At 53.2% G+C, this 18,685-nt stretch carries 15 protein-coding genes and 1 pseudogene; 5 read left to right on the top strand and 11 right to left on the bottom strand.

Annotation, left to right across the window (positions count from 1 at the left end; all coding sequences use genetic code 11):
• The first annotated feature begins 108 nt into the window (after positions 1-108).
• The 4 genes from VE954_RS30090 to VE954_RS30075 all read left to right on the top strand — a co-directional run bounded on the left by VE954_RS30090 (position 109) and on the right by VE954_RS30075 (position 4,345).
• On the top strand, positions 109-2,895 hold the full coding sequence (locus VE954_RS30090) for a 7TM-DISM domain-containing protein (RefSeq protein WP_324959937.1): 2,787 nt from the start codon (positions 109-111) through the stop codon (positions 2,893-2,895).
• A gap of 73 nt (positions 2,896-2,968) precedes the next feature.
• The gene (locus tag VE954_RS30085; RefSeq protein WP_324959934.1) at positions 2,969-3,553 is read left to right on the top strand and encodes a DUF6607 family protein; all 585 of its coding nucleotides are present in this window, start codon (positions 2,969-2,971) and stop codon (positions 3,551-3,553) included.
• Positions 3,554-3,788: 235 nt separating this feature from the next.
• Complete coding sequence (locus VE954_RS30080) at positions 3,789-4,016, top strand: hypothetical protein (protein ID WP_324959933.1); 228 nt, start codon at positions 3,789-3,791, stop codon at positions 4,014-4,016.
• A gap of 95 nt (positions 4,017-4,111) precedes the next feature.
• Complete coding sequence (locus VE954_RS30075) at positions 4,112-4,345, top strand: hypothetical protein (RefSeq protein ID WP_324959931.1); 234 nt, start codon at positions 4,112-4,114, stop codon at positions 4,343-4,345.
• A 41-nt stretch (positions 4,346-4,386) separates the two neighbouring features.
• Here VE954_RS30075 and VE954_RS30070 read toward each other — a convergent pair whose 3' ends face one another.
• From VE954_RS30070 to VE954_RS30050, 5 genes are all read right to left on the bottom strand, one after another.
• Entirely contained in the window at positions 4,387-5,253 is an 867-nt protein-coding gene (locus VE954_RS30070) for a sterol desaturase family protein (RefSeq protein ID WP_324959929.1), read from the bottom strand.
• 63 nt (positions 5,254-5,316) lie between these two features.
• On the bottom strand, positions 5,317-6,747 hold the full coding sequence (locus tag VE954_RS30065) for a hypothetical protein (protein WP_324959927.1): 1,431 nt from the start codon (positions 6,745-6,747) through the stop codon (positions 5,317-5,319).
• A 120-nt stretch (positions 6,748-6,867) separates the two neighbouring features.
• A complete protein-coding gene (locus VE954_RS30060; protein ID WP_324959925.1) occupies positions 6,868-8,640 on the bottom strand; it encodes a hypothetical protein in 1,773 nt (590 codons plus the stop codon).
• Between the two features lie 16 nt (positions 8,641-8,656).
• Positions 8,657-9,964 carry a hypothetical protein gene (locus VE954_RS30055; RefSeq protein WP_324959923.1) on the bottom strand — a complete coding sequence of 436 codons (1,308 nt, stop codon included), beginning with the start codon at positions 9,962-9,964 and terminating at the stop codon, positions 8,657-8,659.
• Between the two features lie 206 nt (positions 9,965-10,170).
• The gene (locus VE954_RS30050) at positions 10,171-11,430 is read right to left on the bottom strand and encodes a hypothetical protein (protein ID WP_324959921.1); all 1,260 of its coding nucleotides are present in this window, start codon (positions 11,428-11,430) and stop codon (positions 10,171-10,173) included.
• 334 nt (positions 11,431-11,764) lie between these two features.
• On the opposite strand from VE954_RS30050, the gene VE954_RS30045 reads away from it, so the two are divergent.
• Positions 11,765-12,877 (top strand): hypothetical protein, encoded by a 1,113-nt coding sequence (locus VE954_RS30045; protein WP_324959919.1) that lies wholly within the window; start codon positions 11,765-11,767, stop codon positions 12,875-12,877.
• Positions 12,878-12,916: 39 nt separating this feature from the next.
• Here the strand turns inward: VE954_RS30045 and VE954_RS30040 are convergent, their stop codons facing one another.
• The 6 genes and pseudogenes from VE954_RS30040 to VE954_RS43905 all read right to left on the bottom strand — a co-directional run.
• Positions 12,917-13,939, bottom strand: coding sequence for an LLM class flavin-dependent oxidoreductase (locus VE954_RS30040; RefSeq protein ID WP_324959917.1), 1,023 nt, complete (start codon positions 13,937-13,939; stop codon positions 12,917-12,919).
• A complete protein-coding gene (locus VE954_RS30035) occupies positions 13,936-14,901 on the bottom strand; it encodes a hypothetical protein (protein WP_324959915.1) in 966 nt (321 codons plus the stop codon). The genes VE954_RS30040 and VE954_RS30035 overlap by 4 nt, the downstream gene beginning before the upstream one ends.
• 116 nt (positions 14,902-15,017) lie before the next feature.
• A complete protein-coding gene (locus VE954_RS30030) occupies positions 15,018-15,887 on the bottom strand; it encodes a class I SAM-dependent methyltransferase (RefSeq protein ID WP_324959913.1) in 870 nt (289 codons plus the stop codon).
• Entirely contained in the window at positions 15,880-17,145 is a 1,266-nt protein-coding gene (locus VE954_RS30025; RefSeq protein ID WP_324959911.1) for a glutamate-5-semialdehyde dehydrogenase, read from the bottom strand. The genes VE954_RS30030 and VE954_RS30025 overlap by 8 nt, the downstream gene beginning before the upstream one ends.
• Positions 17,142-18,275 (bottom strand): glutamate 5-kinase, encoded by a 1,134-nt coding sequence (gene proB, locus VE954_RS30020; protein WP_324959909.1) that lies wholly within the window; start codon positions 18,273-18,275, stop codon positions 17,142-17,144. Before proB ends, VE954_RS30025 begins: the two co-directional genes overlap by 4 nt.
• 290 nt (positions 18,276-18,565) lie before the next feature.
• A pseudogene (locus tag VE954_RS43905) lies at positions 18,566-18,685 on the bottom strand (ISAs1 family transposase); the annotation flags it as partial.

The following is an 18,685-nucleotide window of genomic DNA, read 5'->3' as shown; positions in this document are numbered from 1 at the left end:
AGGGGTTGGGCCAATTCTTACTTACCTGTGATGATTGTTCTAAAACTAATCCATTTGAGGTTTCCTGTCGAAACTCCAAGGGCACGTAAACCTGTTTATGAGAGCAGTATGGATATCCGTTGGCAAGCCTGGTTCATATGGTTATTTATACTAGTGCATGGTTCCCTAGCGATGGGCGGTGCCATCAAGCTCGAGGAGGCCATGCATGGCCAGCCTTTGGGTACCATCATCGACATTCTTGAGGATAAGGATCGTACCCTTCGACTCGATGATGTTCGGGCTCCTGGACAGGCCAGGTTTGTTCCATCCCAGCAAAAGCACCCGAATTTCGGCTTTACGCGTTCGGCCTATTGGGCTCGCTTTCAGATGGAAAATCCTAGCACGCAACCGCTCATCGTCTATCTGGAAGCCGGCTATTCCAATCTCGACTTGATTGACTTCTATTTTCCTGATCACAAGAGTCAGTATCAACATAAACAGGCCGGGGACCAGGTTCCCTTTGCGACCCGGGATATCAATTACCGTCTTCCGGTCTTTGTCGTCGATGTCCCACCGGGCGTGCATACCTATTATGTGCGGGTGGAAACCGAAGGCGTGAACCAAATCCCGCTGCAGGTTTGGTCACCTGCTTCCTTCCATTCCAAGCGCGCTTCTGAATCCGCATTCCTGGGTGTCGTCTACGGATTCTTTGTCGTCATGCTCTTTTATAACTTTTTCCTGGGCGTAATTTTTCGCAACGTCGCCTATCTCTTCTACATTTGCTTTATTCTATGCTCCATTGCCAATCATTTCGGCTATCAAGGTCTTTACCTCGTTTTCTTTCCTGCCTCGGTCGCTCATTGGCTGGCCAACGAAGGCTTTATCATGGCCACCGGGGGACTTGTCTTCTTCGCTTGCACGTTCTCCCTGATGTTTCTCAACATCAATCGCGTGTCCCCCCTTGTGAAATGGCTGCTCCTCATCGAGGCCGGACTGGGTCTTCTAGTGCTGCCGATTGCGCCTTTTTCCTATAATATTGCCGTCAAGATTGCGGCAACCAACGCATTTCTGACATCAACCATCATCCTGGTCGCATCAGTGATCGCCTGTATCAAACGCTATCGACCTGCCTACTTCTTTACGCTCGCCTGGTTTTTAACCATAGTCGGTAATCTTGCCAATCCCCTGGCCTTGGCGGGAGTCATTCCCATTAATCTCTTCACCAATTGGAGTCATTTTTTGGGCATCGCCGTCGAAGTCGTGCTGATCTCCCTTGCTCTGGGTGATAAGATGCGGCTGGCTCAGGAGCGTTCCGAGCACAAGGTCCGCCAGATGAATGAAAAACTGGAAGACATGGTCGAGGAAAAGACGCGAGACATCAAATCCATTCTGACCAATATCAAACTCGGGATCTTTGCCATCCTGCCGGAAAAATTAAGCATCCATCGGGATTATTCAGCCCATCTGCGCGATATCTTCAAGGGTCGCGTGATGGAAGAGACCAATGCCCTTGACCTGCTTCTCACAGACAGCAACATCAGCAGTGACCAAAAAGCTCAGGTCAAGTCTGTGCTCGAAGCCAGCTTTGGGGAAGACGAAATGGTCTTCGAGATGAACGAAGCGGCCTTGCCCAAGGAAATTCAGTACACGGCTGGCCCTTCGACCCGTATCCTGGAGATCGACTGGAGCCCCATGGTGACGAAGAGCCAGAAACTGGAAAAAATTCTGGTTACCTGCAAGGATGTCACCGACGTTCGACTTTATAAAAAAGTAGCGGAAGAGCATCAGAAGGAGCTGGAATACATTGGCGAGTTGATCAATGTCACCCAGGACATGTTCTGCAAATTCTCGACAGCCTCGCAGCGCTTTCTGAATGAGAATACGTCCCTCATTCGCAATGCGGAAACCTTCCGACCGGATATCATTAAAATACTCTTCATCAATATGCATACCATCAAAGGTGCCGCGCGTTCGCTTGGGCTCCGTGAGCTGGCCAGCGCCGTGCATCGGGCCGAGGAAACACTCAGTTCGATCCAAAAAGGCGAAACAGTACCGAACAAAGACCAGCTCCTCACCGAGCTTGACCTGGTCGAAACGTCACTGAAATATTACGAATGGATCAACACCCATAAACTGAACCGAGCTCTGCACCTGCCCGATACCATTGAGTTGCGGATTGATGATCTGGAGCGCGAGGTGCTTTTCATTGAAGAGATTGAGCGACAAAGGGATCTCGATTCAATGACTCGCTCTGTGGCTCAATTGAAACATCGCCTGGTTCCCTTCGTCTTTCGCAGTGCCGAGGACGTGATCAGGGAATTATGTGAATCGGTGCCCAAACTTGCCAAGGACCTGGGCAAGACCTGTCCCGACGTCAAAATTGAGGCCAAGGAAATTTTTCTGACCCATGCCTGTGTCGAGATGCTGCGGCATATCTTCGTTCATATTTTACGTAACGCTCTCGACCATGGGATCGAGGACGCTTTGGAACGCAAGCACGCAGGCAAGCCTGAACGGGGTCAGATTACAGTCAGCATGGTCCATGACGCAGGGGGCAGTCTATCGATGCTAGTCCATGATGATGGTCGGGGACTTGCCCTTCAATTGATCAAACAAGTAGCCATGATCAAGGGGTTCCTTGCCGAACATACGCCTGTGTCAGCGGAAGAGGTGGCGCAATTTATATTTGAATCCGGATTCTCCACCAGTGCGGGTGTCAGTGAGATTTCGGGTCGTGGTATCGGTATGGATGCCGTACGACGCCTTTTGCTGCAGAATGGAGCCAAAGTCAGACTCGTTCTGCAGAGCGATCCGCAAGACGTAAAAACCTTTGCACCGTTTCATTTTCATGTCACGCTTCCACCAAGTCTGTTTCGCGTCATGGGTTCAACACCGGCATTATCCCTGGTCAGCTAGGTGATATTACGCCGTTGCTTTCCTGAGGCTTCTGCTGTGATGATGCTCCCAATCGTCAACAGGAGTGATGGACATGCGTCTTGTACAAGTGGGATTGTTAGGTTCTGTTTTAAGCATCAGCAGCTGGGCAGGGGCTGAGACAGCACCTTCGTTTATCCAAAACATGAATGGCTGCTTTTCGGTCCGCTTCAACTTTGTCGAAAACGGCGATCATGATGCTTTCTATGAGCCCGTTCTGGAGAAAGCCGTCATGAGTCAGACCGATTCTGTCTGGCACCTGCGACGCTATTTGATTATCGGTGGACAGGAGCAGATCCATTGGCGCGAGGAATGGCGTCTGCAGGATCAAGCCAATCAAATCTGGGAGCAAACAGTTTATGGACCCTTTGAGGATTTCCGCTACCAATGCAGCGGTCCTCTGGTGAATGACAGCTGGCGCTGCGAAGCCCTCGGCGCACCCAAACCCAGGCGTGATCAGGGTCAGCCGTATGCGAAGCTCGATCGTGAGAATACCTTGAAGATGAATCCCAAACGCTGGATTCACATGCAAAAAAATCATAAGCGGATGGCCGATGGATCCTTATATGCTGTCGAGCTGGGTTGGAACCAGTACGACCGGACCGAGGATGCGTCCTGCCAGGTGGCTCCTCAACCATAGAAATGCTGGCCTCGTCGGACGAGGCAAGGCCTCGTTGCTCGAGGCCTGGTCATGCACCTCGAAGCGCTGCTTCCTGCGCAGATGGGCCCGCTGCTTCCCTGTCCATGCACCTTGCGCAAATAGGACCTGAACCGCGAGGCGCATGCTTCTTGCTACAGATTCTTCTGTAAAATAAGGGCGCAAAATGGGGAGTCGTCCGTACTATAAACAGGCGCTGTTTCCATTTGAGGTAAGCATGTCCATTAGACACACATCAGAATCAACTCCGGAAGGATCGATCCCGGTCCAAACACCTCATATGATTCCAGGAAAAAAAGCTCGCATCTTTCTGCTCCGCCGCAAGGACCGTTGCAAAACCTGCGGCCGTATCCATGGCCCCCCGGGTCAGGGCTGCGACCACACGCGCGACCCGGCTGGACCTGTCCCCGAGCACGATGATATGAACCTGCCCTGGACCTTTTAGTCCCCATCCATAATGGCGAATCGTGATTGTTTCCTCGCCCGCAATTTGCTAGCATTTTATGCATCCACCTGAATTCATTTCCAAGAGGGCCTTTTATGAAAGCCACGTCTTTGCTTGTTGTCGCGTTCGCCTGCAGTCTGAGTCTGGCCGTAACTCCTCGTGCTGAAGCCAAAGCCAAATGGGTTTGCATGAAAGAGGGAGAAGAAGTCAAAGTGAAAGGCAAAAAGCCCAAAGACAAGGAAAAAGACTGCACCGAGCAAGGCGGCACTTGGGAAAAGAACAAGGGAGCTGCTGAGAAGCAGGAATCCGGTTCTGGCGGCGCCTGGTAATTCCCTGCGCGCGATCCTGGGCTGTCATGGCCCAGGTCCTGTCAACCTTCCACGCCGAACTCCAATTCGCCGAGACCAACCTCCTGATCCCAATACGTTCCAAACCATCGATCCCAAAACGAAAAAACCACACCAAAATTTTTCCCATGATGCTCGAGCGCTTTGCTGTGATGAATATGGTGTATGTGGGGGCTGATCAGCACAGTTCGCCAACTTGCGGGATAGCGAACGGGAATCGGCGCGTGATGCAGATTCACCGTAAACATATACAAAAAGAAACCCAGTCCCATCCCCGCCATAGTCCAGACAGCTGTGCTGTTCGGAAACAGCAGATGCACAGCACCCAATGAAATGCCGGCCGCCAGTCCCCGAGCCCCATTCAAAAGGAAAGGTTCCAAAGGATGCTGGCGCAGCGTGGAAAATGGGGTCAGAAAACGCGCTTGATGATGCCAGCGATGCACGCACCAGAGTCCAGGCAGACTGTGCAAGGCGCGATGCATACCATACGCTGCAAAATCAATGGCCAGCATGGTGGCGGCTGTAGCCAGCAAAGCTTCGAAAAATTGCGGGGCATACCAACCCACAGCCTCATCACCGCCCCAATTCACCAGTCCTTCATACGACCATTGAAACAGAGCCAGGTGCAAAAGGCTCACGGGCGCTCGCAAAACAAGGATCTGAAACAGAGCCCAGAGCCCATCCTCTTGAATGGACCGCCGATGCTCCCAGCAGAGACTTTTACCGTAATGCCAGGCCTGGGTCAGCGACCAGGTCTGCGAGCGTCCCAACCACACAAGACCGATCACAAAAGCCGGCACGAGATAGAGTGGACAGAAAGGGGAAGCGAGGTTCAGACTTTGCGCAAGATTATCCTTGAGCCAGTCCCCAACCTGGGACAGTCCTGTCATCGTCTTCCTCCCGCTTGCATGGATGAATCGATTTTAGCCGATTCGCCACAGGGTTTCATCTCTTCACTGACAGGATCCCTGCGTAAGCCAGGCGGCGATTTCCTGAGTTTCAAGTTCAAACTCGGCCTGCAGACAATTGGCCAATGCAATTCTTTCATCCGCATTCAAATTATCCTGAACGTCTCCCGTGCTGGATTCGAGCGGATTTTTATGAGTGCCGAGGGGCATGGATTGATCCACCAGAATTTTGAAATCCACCTGCGCCCAATCTGTAAGGGTATTGAGAGGCGATCGAGAAGCTGTGCCATGACAGGCGCCGCAGTTCATCGCTCGCAGAACCTTGGCGGCATCAATCTCGGGATTGGCGGACAGGCGATAGACATTGTTGCGACCCGGTCCACGGCCGAAGATATCGCGAACTTCCACCACGGTGCGCCTCTGCGCACATTGATTGATAAAGGCCTGCGTGCGACTGCGACCGTTCAAGGGCGCCATGGGACCAATACTCGGACCAAAGGCAGCCGGCTGCAGCAAGGGTTTGCGCTGGGTCGAATCCGAACGAGCCGGAGCATCGCGCCAGCTTACGGGACGTTGCCCAGCGGCTTGCACCATCGCATCATTGATGAGTTTCACCGTTTGCCAGGATTCTTCATCCAGCATATTTTCGTTTTTCCGCACGTGATAGCCGAGGGGACTGATGGCACGCAATCCATTGGGATGGCAGCTGACACAACGCTTGGGATTGGCATTGCCCTCGGGTTTGAACGTCGGATCACCGCGACCAGGACGCAAAAAACGTTGGAAGTAGACCTGTCCGGGCGTCGTGCCCTGACGCCGATCGAGAGACACCATGGTAAAAATTTTCGGTAGCGCGAGCTCACCGCGCTCCTCGGCCGCGTAATCATCGGCCGACGGAAGCGGAGACCCAGGCGTGGGACGGCTGGCTTCACTGGCAGGATCCTCAGGCAGTGCAAAATTAAGCCAGCGATCATAGGGCACGGGTGGATTCAAGCGATCACCAGGCACATAGATCATAAGAAGAGATGCCGTGTCGCGATCAAACCCTCCGGAATGCCGACTTTTATAGCGAATCGCTGGCCAACCCAGCGTGGCCGCGCGTTCCTCGATATTCTCGGGAACCCTATATTCAAAGGCTGTGGTTCCACTTAAAAAGAGTTGGGCCGGTGGCTGTTTCTGCGGTGAGCTGCGGACCGGAGTATCGAGTGATGAGGAGGCGGTATCATTACGGTTGACGTAATCCGTGAGGCGCTGCAGGCACATGGGAATCTGCGATCCAAAACAGGTTCGAATCTGATCCGCCAAAGCTCTTTCAGTGATACTGCTTTGTTCCAGCTGTTGAGCCGCCTCAAGGCGCCACTGCTGAAGATCCTGAGCGTCAGGCGTCCCTTCAATGCAGTTTAATGAGGCAGCCGTCAGGGATGGAGTCACCAGCATGCTTGGCAAAAGTGCCCCGAGCCATTGTGATTTTTTCATAGAGACCTCGTGAAAGGATAACGGAACGTTTCATCAAGGTCTCCCCCATCGGTTAGGATGCGTTACGATCAACGGGATGAAAGTGCCCAGGTCCTCTGGCGAAGACCTGGGTGCCTTGATTCAAGGCAGCGGATTTTTTTCCTGCAGGAGTCGAGCATTGTTCGCTGTCATCAGACGGCGGGTGCCTGTTTCCTGATCATAGACCATGAAATAGAGCCAGCCATCGGAACGGAAATGAGGAAAGAGAGCAAACTGTCCGGGCCCCATATGAGTGACCACGTGAAGTTTCTGGGTCCAAAGATCAAATAAAAACACATTGGCCGTGCCAGCGTTCAAACGAGATTGAAACTCCGGGTCATCGGCGCTGGCATACCCCAGCAGAGCATACTGATCCGCTTTGATATAGCCGTAGCTGGCAACAAAACGGTCATCAAAAGAAAAGCCGACTTTCAACCCATCGAAGCAGAGGCGGCCCACCAGTTCCTTGCTATAAACAGGAGCGATGCTGCTGGTGGTATCCTTGTTCAATTGATACAGCTGGTAACCAATATGCTTGATCTGACTGTCCACCCGCACTTCCAGGCGGCTCAGCAGCAGCTGATTGGAGGCCGAGAGACCCCAATCTTTTTCCCAGGGTGTATCAAAACTTTGCGCTTCACGGCGCGTCCATTTCGTTCCATCAAATTCCAGAGGCTGCAGTAAGAGCTTGGACCGCGCATTTCTTAGGGTGTATGGCTCCCCACCATGGCCGTCATCACTGTGAAAGTCACCCGTAGCGGCCAGATAATCGGCGCCATCCAAACTCGCGCCAACCGCCTGGTAGAGTGGAATCCGAACATCGTCACCGGCCGTGCAGGCATCTTCGCTAAAATCTATGGCGGTCGTCATGGGATTTTTAAGCAAACTCGTCGAACAAATCGCGGTGCCGGAACCCTGGAAAACAAAGGCCGAATCATCAGGGAAAAATGCTGGATCGTAGTAAGCATCCACAGGAATGTTGCGCAATTTGCCCTTGGTAACCAGAAGGCTTTGCAGATCCACCACACCACTGGGTGAACCACCATACGCGATGAAGCGACCATCCGCTGACGAGCGAATCCAGTAATTGGTTTGCTGACCTAAATCCGTCAGGACCCGCATCTCGGTGGCAGGATCCGCTTTCCAGGAAGCCGCGCCTGGCTGCAGGCTCACGTCCGGAAATATATCCTGGCCATTCTTTTGCTGACGAAAGCAGGACTGCTGATCGGCGCCGCAAGCAAACATCAGCATGCCGCGTTCCTCATTGCGTTTCTTCCAACCCCACTCTTTCATCGCCTTGAGATGGTCCAACGCACGCGGCGCCAGCATCGATTCACATTGCGTGGGTCCCTGATAAGGCGAAAGCAATTCACTGAGATAAGGCATGCCATCGTCCACCCAGTCCTGCACCACCTTGAATTCGTCTGCAGTCAAAAGGGTCGGTGACCGCAGGGGCATCGCTGTTGTTTGCCGCAACTTCGTCTGCAGCACAACCGCAGCCTCTTCACCCAGGGCTTCCTGGATCAGCTTACCCAAAGGACCAAGGTGCAGAGCTGCACTCCAAAACCCAAGCCTGGCGGGCTTCAGATCCAGCTCCTGATCGGGCGTTTGATCCGCCAGGCAATAAAGCTTGTCCTTGGCCGTCAGCGCTTCATTATCCAGGCACTTTTCCTGAACACGCGCGTAGCTACGTGACCACCGGCGCAACGTTTGCTCAGAGTTCATCGCATGACAGGAGCTGCAGGCTCCATCACGACCGACACCAAGAATCTCCGCGGCCTTTTGGGCCCGCTGAAAACCGTCCTGAGCCAACACGGGCTCGGCCATCAACACGAGGGATCCAAGGGCCCAAGCGAGCACGGGGATCTTCACCATAACAAGACTCCTGACATTATTGGTAAGGATCATAGACATCGAAAAATTCGATATCATCCATCAAAGGCTGTATCAGGGGTTCAGGACCGGCAAAAAGCGACCAGACAAAATCCGCCGATCCTGGCTCCGGGCTGCGCACGATCAAACTCGTCAGATTATCCGTCAGCCGCTGACGAAATTCCTGCTGGGTCCAGGTTCGACCCGCATGCTGATGGCAACCCGTGCAGTTGGTTTTATGGTTATTGGGGCCTGGTTCCAGATAAGGATTGCTGCACCAATTCCAATGACCCGTGTCGACCAGCAGATGCGCAAAGGCAGCCAGAGGCTGCGGCCAGCCTGCATCAACGGTTTGCTGACGCAACGGTTCATGCCAGCCATCCACAGCACAGAGCCGATAATTTTTCCAAGGCGCGGACCAGGTTTCGGGTTGATCCACGGCCAGCTCCTCACCCGCAACCGGCCCAAGCCAAAGCGAAGTCCAGAACCATTGGTGCCGTTGGTGGAGGGAGGCGTGCAATCCGGTCAGATGAAACTTTTGTCCCGATGGCAAACGCAAAGCAAAGGACTGCTGCGCTTCAGGTTCCATCGATCCATCGGGGGTCCATTGCGCTTTTTGCCACTGCCGCGCCAGTGCTTCTGTATCCGTCGCAAAGCTATCCACGCGAAAACCATTTTCGCTGCGGCGCCAACTCGTTTTCAAAAACACAGCATGCTCGGGCCAGCTCAGGGATTCGCACTCTTTTTGCTTTTGTCGTTCCTTTTGGCAAATTTCCAAGCGTTGATAATGTTCCAGGATGAATTGCATGACCTCCTGGTTGAACAGGATCTTTTGCATCCCAGGAATCGATCTTTGCTTTTCATCCGTGTCAAAGGCCGCCAGCCATTGCTCAAAACGAGCTGTATTCCAATCCGGCTGTTCAAACTGCTGATGATCGTTCCAAAGCAAAGCTTCACGGATCTTCGCTCCTGAAAAAGCGAGACGACTCCGGCGTTCAGCAGGAGTTAAATTTTCGTAAAGGTGGCGGAAGATACGCTGCAGATCCTCCCGACCATACCATGTCTGCCAGACCATAAAATTTTTCTGGGACATGCCAGGCAAAGGGCGCAGCATCTCCGTCCAGAAACTCCAGCCCACGCGCCTTTGCTGTAAAAAGTCCTGGCTGAGCTTCGTTCCATCAATGTCATTCCAAAAGCCTACTGGAAGGTTTTCGGGAGTTTGCAAAAGGTAACGCGCTTCCCGACCCGCGGCGAGTCTGCTCTCAGAATGATCAGCTCCGCAGCTGGAAATCAGAAATAGGAAAGGAAGCAATACCAACGATCGCATGACCCACACCTCTTTAATGGCTGCGATCTAAGTCTAACAACAGTATTTTCGGATGCGAGACGGCAAAATCCGTCCAGCGCGACTCTTGCAAATGATTTTCGTTTTCCGGCTGGCTATCTGGTCAAGGTTGATGGGAGCGGGATAGAGGCGGGATGAAGCGTGGTTCCCTGGATGAAAATCCAGGGAAACTCTGTCAACGGAATCGATCAGAGAGCAGGAGTGGTCGCGGCCTTATAGATGTCGCCAACGCCGTTGAAGTCGCCTTCAAATTTCGGTGTCGTCTGCTTCCAAAGGAAATCGGGACGCTCGAAGCTCAGCCATTGGCCGCCGATGATGGCACCGTTTCTATCCAATTCCACGCGGTAGCGGTAGTCAACGGTCGCCTGAGCCGCACTCGAATCGTAACCACCGCGGTCCTGGTGATAACCGACTTCCACAATATATTTCATGGTGGTGGTGACCGTGATTTCCTTGACGGTGCGTGGGGCCGCATCACGTGATCGACCTTGTTTCACACTCTCGACACGAACGTTAAAGCCGTGAACCGCCTGATTCCAGACTTCATCATCACGGGTGACGTCCACCACAAAGCCTTCCTTCATCAAACCAATCTGGTTGGTCAGCACCAGGTGGAAAGCTCCGGCATTGCTGTCACGGCATTCGATCTGCTCACTTCTGGCTGTGAGTTCCGCCTGAAGGCGCTTGATCTCGGCTTCCTTTTCAGCAGCGGTCAGCTTGGAGTAAGGACTGCCTGCATAAGCATTACGGACTTCTTCAATTTTATCCTGGATGGCGCTCAGGTTCTCTTCGCAGCGCCCACCCAGAAAGCTGACCTGGGGTGCAGGCACGTGATGCAGGAACATCGTTAAAAGACCATTGATGTCCGACGAACCAAAAGGAATGTCCAGACCCGCTTTATTTTTTACGGTCACGGCCTGCGGCTCTGCAAACGCCAGCGTTGCCGGGGCCCATGCATGGCAGAGTCCTTCCCACGTTGGAATCGCAGCCAGGCGGGCGTCATAACCGTCTTGACCTGGGATGCGCTTCAGCACACCCGTACGCTCACGCTCGGCCTTGGTCGTGCGATAGTCTTCAAAACCCATGTAAAGGTCATATTTTTCTGCTGGCGATAACACCGCGATCTCTTCAGGCTTCAATTCTGCAAAAGGTTTGGTCGCATACACATAGCGATCATAGTCCGAGCCAGCCTGAGCCCAACGATAAGTTAAACCGCCCTGATAGGTTGGCCAGTAGTAATCGCTCCACGGCGTTTGCGGAAGATCGGCGGCAACGGGCAGCTTGTCGAACTGCGTTTCATATTGATATTTCTGTGTGAGCCTATCAAGACCCATGATTCTGGGATCGTTGCGTTGGTTCCACGCTTCCTGAGTTAAGCTGTCGCGACTGGGCTGACCACAGGCGTTGATAAACATTATCGCTGCCAGTGAAAGGAGGCCGTTCTTCATAGTGTGTACGCTTTCGAGAGAGATGGGTTAAGTCGTTATGACCAATGTAGGCTGCAGGAGCCGCAATGTAGAAATTGGTCGTTGGAAAGCAACATAAATCCATCGACTATGCAGCCAATGTCACTAAAATCGTGCTCGTTTGACCAGCCAATCTAAATTAAAGACGCACTCAATGAAAGTTTCCTACATAAAATTTCCAGGATCAGCGCAATCAGGATCAAAAACCGGAGAACATTATGCCTTTCTGAAAAAATTCGACAAAAGTGACTTAGACCTTGTGAAAACCGCTCCCAGTGCTAAAAGTATCCACGGCACACACATTTGGGAGCTCAACATGAGACGCACTTCTCTCGCTTGTCTTTTTTCCTTGGCCATCAGCGCATCCACGCTGTTCGCCCAAAATTTTGAATCACCTTTTCCTTTGTTCGATGGCACCATCCGGGTTCCGGTGGGGAATCACGGTTCGACCACGGTTGAAATTGTGAACCAAACTCAACTCAAAACCATCGATGGTTATGGTCCGCGCTCGGAAGAGAACACCCTCGACTTGACCAACGGCATTCTCCAGTTAACCACCGTTGACTTCATCCCTCGTGAGACAAAGCAAACCACGCGCCTCCTGCCAGCCGATCAGGGTGGCGCTTACCTGCCCTATCGTAAGCAGCTGCAGGCCATGATCGGGGATCTCACTTGGGTCACTCAAAACCTGCATTTTCTGGGTGAAGTTGAGCAAAAGCAACGTCAACCCCAGATGGCTGCCGTGCTGCAGTATCTCAACACTTTCCTGGCCCAGGCCGACGCTAAGGCCCCTGATTCCATCAACGTGAATCCCCTGCCACGTGATCTGCGCCGCGGCATTCCTCATAGCATCAGCGTCGAGTATCTGGCTCGGGACGATCGCGATCTTCTTCTGGAAGTGTTTGACGGCCAATGGAGTTATCTGGAAGGCACACGCGTGCGCGTTCCAGCCGGTCACAAGACAGTGGATGTCTTATTAACGATTCCAGCCAATGCACCCATGAATCAGCCCGGATTCATCACAGCTAAACTGGTGCCGGTGGATGGTGAATGGTCAGATTATGTGGCTGAAGTGAAACAGTCCGTGACCTTCAAGAAAACGCAGATGATCACCAGTGCCAGCGCTTCCTATATCAATTTTAACAGTCCTCGGGTGGGCTTCTATATCAACTACTATTGCGCACAAGGCTGTGACGTACGCGTGGATATCTTTGATGCGCAAGGCCAGTGGTTGGCCACTCAGACCGTTCCTGCGAATGCTCCCTATACGGCAAACGCCGAACAATTCTCGAGTCTTTATGTCGAAGCTCCCGTTGCCTTGCTTCCTGCGGGGCAATCGTATACTTATTATGCGAAAATTCTGCCCCAGGGTGGTACCTGGGATCAGTATTTCGACGAAATCAGCGGCACCTTTATAACCAGCAACTAAAAAAAAGCCCTGGCATCGCATGCCAGGGCTTTTTATAGTTCAAAGTTTCTGGATAACTTCTTCCGAAAACCTTTGCATCTCTTCCAACTGCGGGCTGCATTGCAGCAAAAACAAGTCCACACCCACATCGGCAAACTGTCCGACCCGATCAATCACCTGCTGCGGTGTTCCCATCAGGCCTGATTTCAAACCACGATTGGATACCGAGTAATCTTCCAAAGCCAGCACCTGATCCAGCTGTGAATTCTGCACGAAATCCTGGTAATTCGCGTAACCGCTCGAACCAGGTGAAACATTGGTGATGCGGGTGATTTCCTTCTCCACGTCCTGTTGGGACGAGCGGATAATCGTATAGCCCGCTACACCAAACTGCATGGGAGGCAGGCCAAACGACTCGCGACGTCGCTGCATATCGGCAATTTTAGGCTGCAGACGCTCGGGGGGATCCCCATGCATGACATAAACATCGGCCAGCCGCGCGATCATAGTCTTCGCGGTTTCCGATTCTCCGCCCGCATAGATCAAAGGTCGTGGCTTACGGATGGGCTTGGGCTCGACAATCAAACCTTCGATTTCATAGTAACGGCCCTTGAATGAAACCTCCGGCTCATGGAACGCGGCATCCAAAATCTGCAGCCATTCGGTGGTGCGGGCATAACGGTCATCATGCACATCAAAGGGAATTCCAAAGCGCTTCGCTTCATCCTTCCACCATGATGACACCACGTTCAGAGACAGGCGTCCGCCCGAGATCTGATCGATCTGCGCAACCTGTTTGGCAAAGGGCCCCGGCGCATGATAGGTCGGGCGCACGGCCACCAAAAGTTCCAGCCGCTGCGTGACGGCAGCCAGTGCCGCCGCCAAGCTCCAGGCATCCATGGCAGGCGCTTGAATGCCCTTGATATCATTCAGCATCAATTCGGCAATCAGGGTCAGATCATAACCAAGATTTTCAGCCGCCAGACTCAGACGTTTCACATAATCCCAACTCGCGTCCATGCCCTCATCATCGACATTCCGCAACCAGCCGCCAAAGACCGGCATCCAAAATCCGTATTTCATGGGCTTGACCTCGCGGCGCGGGCTCGAAATTCCAGATAGTCAACCAGCTTGGCAAACGGATCAAAGCCGATCACGTTGACCGCGTCGGCGACAAAGTTGGACAGAGCATTGATGTCATAAATATAGGCTTGGCCATCACGTTCATCGACCAGGTACTCAATGCCACCGACATCCAGATCAATGGCGCGGGCAATGGTCACCGCCGCGTCGATCATCTCCGCCGGCGGATCAGCCCGCTCCACGCGCAATCCGCGTTTGGGCGCATCAATCGCACAGGCCGCACGCACCAGCTCACGACCATCCGATGTCTGACAGGCATCGGCCGGACACAGATCAAACGTTCCCTGGGGTGGATAGACTTTGATCGCATAAAGAAATTCGCCGTTCAGCACCTCAATGCGAACGATGTATCCCCCCTGCGGTTTTGCATATTCCTGAACGAGGGACGCCCCATCAATGCCCATGGGCACGCTCCCGGCGTTGACGGCAGCCTCAAGCTCATCGATCGAATCGTAGCGAACGATACCAGCGCCGCTGCCACCGATATTGGCCTTGACCACGATGGGAAAACGCAGGGACCGGGCTGCTTCCAAAGACGCGCGTGGGTGGTTGATAGCCGAGGATTTAGGGTAGCGAATGTTCAGGCGTTGCAGGAGTTGCAGCTGCCGAATCTTGGAAATTTCAAAGCCGTAGACTCTGGTTCCATTGACCACGGGTATACCCAGGCCTTCGAGTTGCCCCAGCCAATCCTGAGTATAAAAGGTCGTATGACCATGACCGCGAAGATAAGCCGAAGGGCTGGCCCGGTTGAACACCAGGGAGTAGGGAGCTTCCGTCTCGGCCAGAGCAAATCCATGCTGATCCGCCGAAACCTTGACATACGGCAGTTGCCGACGATCCAACTCAGCGAAAAGAGGTTTAAACCAGTCAGGATGCTCGTAAAAAATGGCGATTGGCTTCATACGTCGGGGCCCTTTCTTCGGCGAAGATAGCTCAGAAGTAGGTGACCCTTCCATTTTCCACAAGCACATTTTGCTTATAAGCTTATGCTTTTTTTATTGAATACCCGTGCACAGAATCAGGTGTTCACGCCCTCGCGCTGCAGCAGCCCATAACCCAGCATGCGCCTGATCGCCTTTTGCTTTTTCCGCCCCATGAAAGGCCAAACAATCCTGCCTGTCCAGGGCATGGCCATCGGCCGGCCTATGACGTCCCCGACTTCACTCAGATAGTGCATGCGCTTCAGGCGCCAACCGCGTGCTTCGTAAAAATGTTCCCAGTTTTTGGGATTGAAGCGAAAGGGCGCCTCCTGAGGCATATGGGATTTGATATAACCCAATTGATAAAGCCTCATCAGGAAACGTGAATAGTAGTCGGTGATCCAATACATGAAGTGCGGCTGTTCATGAAGGTCCTGAGCCAAAGGTCCAGCGTCCTCTTCGCTGAGATAGAGCACGACACCTTCAGTCAGAATCAAGGCTCTTTGAGATGAATCGTTGAGTCGCTTAAAAATTTCGCGGCGCTCTGGCCTTTGCGAAAGATCGCAGCTGATCCGTTGCAGTTGACAGCGGGGTTTTTCATGCTGCAAGCGAGCATTCTTAAACTCGATCACACCAGGAAAATCCACTTCGATCCATTGCAAATGACTGGGAAGGTCCATCCGATAAGGTCTGGTATCGAGCCCGGCGCCAAGGTTAATCACGGTATCGACACCATCACGAATTTGCTCGATCAACATGGAGTCGATCACATACGTTCGCAGCGCCAGAGCCCATTTCATAATTCGCGGATGACCCATCTGCTGGGCTATGGCCCGGCCGCGATCCCCGGCCAGGACTTCCGCGAGAGGATCGCTAAAAAGTGGATTTTTCCGCTGCCCTTCGAGGGCGCGATAGTAGGCTACCCAAAAGGCCGTGTCCGAAACATGTTGAATCAATTGATCAGACACGGCAATGGCCTGTCCCCTGCACCACGAAGCGCGTGGTTGTCAATTCCTTCGCACCCATGGGGCCATAAGCATGCAGCTTGGTGGTGGAGATACCGATTTCCGCCCCCAGTCCCAGCTCACCCCCATCGTTAAAGCGCGTGCTCGCATTCACCGCGATACACGAGGCATCGATCGCGTCTTCAAATTTTTGAATGACGGACGGATCGTTGCTAATAATCGCTTCGGTGTGATGACTTCCGTGCTTCAGGATGTGATCAATGGCCTCGTCCTCGGATGCGACCACCCGCACCGACAGGATTTTATCCAGGTACTCCGTATCCCAATCTTCATCGACCGCTTGTTCCCAGCCTGGCTTAGGGCCCAAACCCCAGACGCGTTCATCCACCCGCAGGCGTACACCGGCCTCTTCGAGGGCCTGTAAAAGGTCAAGCACATACCCATCGTCGAGCTGCTGATGGATGAGCAGAGTTTCCATGGCGTTGCAGACCGAAGGTCTTTGCACCTTGGCATTCAGGGCAATAGCCCGGGCTTTATCAAAATCGGCGTCCGCATGCAGATAAAGATGGCAAAGCCCCTTCGCATGAGCGATGACTGGAACTTTTGCATGCTCGTGAATCATGCGAATCAGCCCTTCCCCACCGCGGGGAATGACGAGATCCAGGAGGCCGACGAGCTTCACCATTTCCACAGTCATCTGGCGATCGCCGCCGGGTATGATCTGCACAGCGTCCCTGGGTAGAAAAGAAGCGATGGCGTCCTGCACCAGATGACCGAGAATGGCGTTGGAATGCTCCGCATCACTGCCACCTTTCAGAAGAATCGCATTGCCTGATTTGATCGCCAGCGCCGCGCAATCGATCAAAACATTGGGCCGACTTTCAAAAATAACTCCGATGACACCCAAAGCAATCCGCTTTTTTTGAACCAGCAAACCATCGGCGCGTGTATGCTCGTGCTCGATTTGCCCGAGCACCGACGGACTTGCGGCAATTTCTTTCAGAGCTTCACCCAGTCCCCGCAGACGGGCTTCGGTCAGCGTCAGTCGATCAATCATCGCTGCCGACAGTTCATTCTCACGGGCCGCTGCGACATCCCGGGCATTGGCCACGAGTATATCCTGCTGGTTCGCGGCGAGAGCATCGCGAATGCTCAGGATGGCCCGCTGGCGATCCTCCTCCCGATAACGCCGCAGCGTCACCGAGCTGGCTTTGGCCAGACGCGCCTTGTGTATCAAATCATCCCGAGTGAATCCAGTCATGGAGCATCCTCCCGAATCACCAGGTTATCTTTATGAATAGCCACCTTGGACGGACAGTAACCAAGAATCCTGGAAATTTCCTGGCTCTGCCGACCCTGGATCTTACGCAATTCGGCAGCTGAATACTCCACAAGTCCAAGAGCCACCACACGATTGCCACATAAAATCTTCACGCAATCGCCGCGTTTGAAGCTGCCTTCAACATGATGAATCCCCGAGGGCAGAAGCGAACTGTTATTCAATACAGCCTCGCCAGCACCGCGATCGATCTTGATTTTGGCCCCCAATCGCGCACTGGCTGTCAACCAGCGATGACGGGCCTTTTGAGTGGCCTGGGGACTGCCTTCAAAGAATGTTCCACCACCTTCGAGGGCTGCAAGTACGGGCTGATCCTTTTTAAAGGTGGCCAGGATCACGGGAATGCCGAGTGGGGTCAGCTTACGCACGGCTTCGAGTTTCGTGATCATGCCCCCACGTCCGGCACTGGATTTGCCGGCCAAATTCAGCTTTCCAAATCCCTCATCATAGGCGACTTTATGCAGAATCTGCGCCTCGCCCAGACCCGGATCACGGTCGTAAAGCCCATCGGGGCTGGTGAGAATAACCAGCCCATCGGCCTCCATCACCTCAGTGACCATGGCCGCCAGCTGATCGTTGTCACCAACCGTAATCTCGGCATAACTCACGGAATCGTTTTCATTGAGAATGGGTGTGATGCCGGCCTGCAGCATTTTATTCATCATATTCTTGAGATTGAGTTTGCGTTTGCTATCACGCATGTCCTCATGAGTCAGCAAAACCTGAGCACACTGCTTATGATGATGATGAAAGGCCTGCGTATAGCAGCGCATCAATAAAGGCTGACCCACCGCACTGCAGGCCTGCAGATAGGCAATGCTGCCATCCGCGGGCACCGGCATGTGGCGACGGCCGATGGAGATGGCCCCTGAACTGACCACAATCACTTCCATCCCGGCCTGCAAGAGTCGGAAACAATCGTGAATGATCTGCTCGATCTTATGCTGATCGACGCCGGTCTCAGGATGGGCCAGCGCCGCAGAACCAATTTTTATCACCAGTCTTTGACACTGGCCGGGCCATTCGGAACGAAGCTGGATCGTGGTGGACATAAACAACTCTTGGCTGGACGTTTCCGGCCCCAGCTTAACCAAAGGCCTATGGAAACGCAGCGAAAAGTTCCCCGGATGGGGACGATTTGGTAGCCAATCCTGGGAAATTCTCCCAATTTTTCCGGGGCTCGATCGTTATGTGGACAAACTGGCTGATACTGGGCTGGGCCATGCCCGTTTGATAAGACCGGCGAAGTCTACGCCGCTGCCCAAACTTCCAAACGTATAGCCCCAATCATGAGCCAGACGGGACTGGCAGAAGGCCCTGGCAACCCAGGGCAAACGCATGATTAAAATTGAGACATCAGGACTGTGAAAAGATAGTCATTGTCCCATCCTGCTTTATGCCGTTTTCCCTTGATTCCTCTTTTGGATGTTTTTTCTTGCTTGAGTAAGTTTAAGGCGATTCG

Origin of the sequence: Oligoflexus sp. (assembly GCF_035638955.1) — a bacterium.
Taxonomy (GTDB): domain Bacteria; phylum Bdellovibrionota_B; class Oligoflexia; order Oligoflexales; family Oligoflexaceae; genus Oligoflexus.
The sequence above is the reverse complement of the archived record's forward strand: the minus strand, read 5'-3'. Positions and strand labels throughout refer to the sequence as shown.